The following is a 2,846-nucleotide window of genomic DNA, read 5'->3' on the forward strand; positions in this document are numbered from 1 at the left end:
TTAAATATATTGGTTAATAATATTTTCAAACAATTCTTGTTTACCGCTTTGAAGGTTTAATTCACCATTTTCGTGAGCGATGGCGTAAAGATCTTTCAGGCTTAATTTTCCGTTTTCGAAATCTTTTCCTTTTCCAGAATCAAAAGAACTGTATCTTTCTTTTCTTAATTTTTCGTAAGCAGAAGAAGTGATGATTTTATCTGCTGTCAGTAAAGCTCTTGCAAAAGTATCAGCCCCGCCAATATGTGCCAGGAAAACATCTTCCAAATCAGTTGAGTTTCTTCTGATTTTAGCATCAAAGTTAACGCCCCCGCCCTGCAATCCGCCAGCTTTTAAGAAAACCAGCATTGCTTCTGTCGTTTCCTGAATATTATTTGGAAACTGGTCCGTATCCCATCCATTCTGGTAATCTCCTCTGTTGGCATCGATGCTTCCTAACATTCCGGCTTTTGCAGCCACTTCTAATTCATGCTGGAAAGTATGCTGTGCCAAGGTAGCGTGGTTTACCTCAATATTGATTTTGAAATCTTTATCTAAACCGTATTCTTTTAAGAATCCAATTGCCGTTGCAGAGTCAAAATCGTATTGGTGTTTTGATGGTTCCATTGGTTTTGGTTCGATGAAGAAAGTTCCTTTAAAACCCTGCGCTCTTGCGTAGTCTCTTGACATTGTTAAAAACTGCGCCATATGGTCTAATTCTCTTCCCATATCTGTGTTTAGCAGAGACATATAACCTTCTCTACCTCCCCAGAATACGTAGTTTTCTCCGCCTAAAGCGATTGTGGCATCAAGAGCCAATTTTACCTGTCCCCCTGCTCTTGCTACTACATTAAAATCTGGGTTTGTAGCGGCTCCGTTCATAAATCTTGGGTTTGAGAAACAGTTTGAAGTTCCCCAAAGCAATTTAATTCCCGATTCTGCTTTTTTCTGTTTTAAGTATTCTGTAATGAATGCCAAACGTTTTTCTGATTCTGCAAAAGTTGGTCCTTCAGCAATCAAATCGTAATCGTGGAAACAGAAATAATCGAATCCCATTTTGCTGATAAATTCAAAAGCGGCATCGGCTTTGTCTTTTGCCGCCTGATAGGGATCTGAAGACTGGTCCCACGCAAATTTTTGTGTTCCGGGACCGAATGGATCGCTCCCTTGTCCGCAGAAAGTATGCCAGTAAGCAATCGCAAATTTAAAATGTTCGCGCATTGTTTTTCCTGCTACAATCTGCTCTGGATTGTAATATTTAAATGCCAAAGGATTATCAGATTCTCTTCCTTCAAATTTAATCTGACCAATGCCTTTGTAGTATTCTTTATCTCCTAAAACTATCATTTGGTTATTTATTTATGTGTTAATATTAATTCTAAGTCTTGTTTCCATTTTTGGTACGCTTTTTCATAAGGTCCTTTGTCTTTTAGCGGAAAAAACGTCATTACATGATCGTTGGCTGTAATATTAGAACCAAATTTGTCATAATCTCCGTCTTTTAGGCCAACTGCTCTTGCTGCGCCGACTGCGCCGGTTGTATTGTAAATTTCAATTTCGTGGCCTATTAAAGTCGCTACTGTATGGGAGAAAATTTCTGAACGGAATAAATTATCATTTCCGGCTCTGATGACATTAATCGTCGCATTATCCTCTTTTAAACATTCCATTCCGTACACAAACGAAAAAGCAATTCCTTCTAAAGATGCCCTGAATAAATGTGCATTATTATGAATATTTAAGTTGAGGTTTAAGAAATGGGTTCCGATAGTTTTATTATTAAACATACGTTCTGCCCCATTTCCAAACGGAATTACAACTACGCCTTCTGAGCCAATTTCAACCCTTGAAGCCTTTTCATTCATCGATTCGTAGCTTTCGTTCCCCATGTTATTGCGAAGCCATCTGTATTGAATTCCGGCTCCGTTAATATTTAAAAGTCTGCCAACTCTCGGCGTTTCCAGTTCGTAGTTTACGTGAACAAAGTTGTTGACTCTGGTACTTTTTCCTGAGGAGATTTCGCTTACTGCATAAAAAACTCCGGAAGTGCCGCCCGTAGCGGCCACTTCTCCGGGATTTAAAACATTTAATGACAGTGCATTATTGGGCTGATCCCCGGCTCTGTACACAATCGGGATTCCCGCTGGAAGTCCGGATTCTGCCGAAGCTTTTTCTGTTACAACTCCCTGACTGGTAAAATTTTCTACGATTCTTGGTGTTAACGATGGGTCAATTCCGTAATAATCCAAAAGCCAGCCGGCAGCTTTATTTTCTTTATAATCCCAAAGCATTCCTTCAGATAAACCATTTTTGGTAGTGGTTACTTCGCCAGTTAATTTCAAAGCGATGTAATCTCCCGGAAGCATGTATTTATCTATTTTATTATAAACTTCAGGTTCGTTTTCTTTGACCCATTTCAGTTTCGAAGCCGTGAAATTTCCCGGCGAATTCAATAAATGCGACATGCATTTTTCTTCTCCAATTTCGGCAAAAGCCTTATTCCCAATTTCAACCGCACGGCTGTCGCACCAAATAATAGAATTTCGAAGCGCATTTCCATCCTTGTCTACAATTACCAATCCGTGCATTTGGTACGAAATTCCAATTCCCTGAATTTTTGATGCATCAATACCGGATTCGCTGATCGCTCTTTTGGTTGCTGTACAAATGTGCTGCCACCAGATTTCGGGATCCTGTTCGGCCCAGTCTGCATGAAGCGAAAGGATTTCCATTTCGTTTTGCGGTTCGTTCAAAACGATTACTTTTTTACCTGTTTCAGCTTCTACCAAGGCTGCCTTGACAGATGAACTTCCAATATCATATCCGATATAATACATATTATAATGATTCTCTTATTATTAATTTTG

2 protein-coding genes are annotated in these 2,846 nt (G+C 39.3%); both read right to left on the reverse strand.

Going from position 1 to position 2,846, the window contains the following annotated elements; all coding sequences use genetic code 11:
- On the reverse strand, positions 1-1,326 hold the full coding sequence (gene xylA, locus BUC29_RS21055; protein WP_073418543.1) for a xylose isomerase: 1,326 nt from the start codon (positions 1,324-1,326) through the stop codon (positions 1-3).
- Between the two features lie 8 nt (positions 1,327-1,334).
- Positions 1,335-2,816, reverse strand: a complete 1,482-nt coding sequence (locus tag BUC29_RS21060; protein ID WP_073418544.1) for a xylulokinase — start codon at positions 2,814-2,816, stop codon at positions 1,335-1,337.
- Positions 2,817-2,846: the final 30 nt, after the last annotated feature.

This window comes from Flavobacterium defluvii (assembly GCF_900129555.1).
Taxonomy (GTDB): Bacteria; Bacteroidota; Bacteroidia; order Flavobacteriales; family Flavobacteriaceae; genus Flavobacterium; species Flavobacterium defluvii.

Bases quoted from the DNA above. Each gene is read 5' to 3' on its own strand.
- xylA (WP_073418543.1), bottom strand. From the start codon at position 1,326: ATGATAGTTTTAGGAGATAAAGAATACTACAAAGGCATTGGTCAGATT.
- BUC29_RS21060 (WP_073418544.1), bottom strand. From the start codon at position 2,816: ATGTATTATATCGGATATGATATTGGAAGTTCATCTGTCAAGGCAGCC.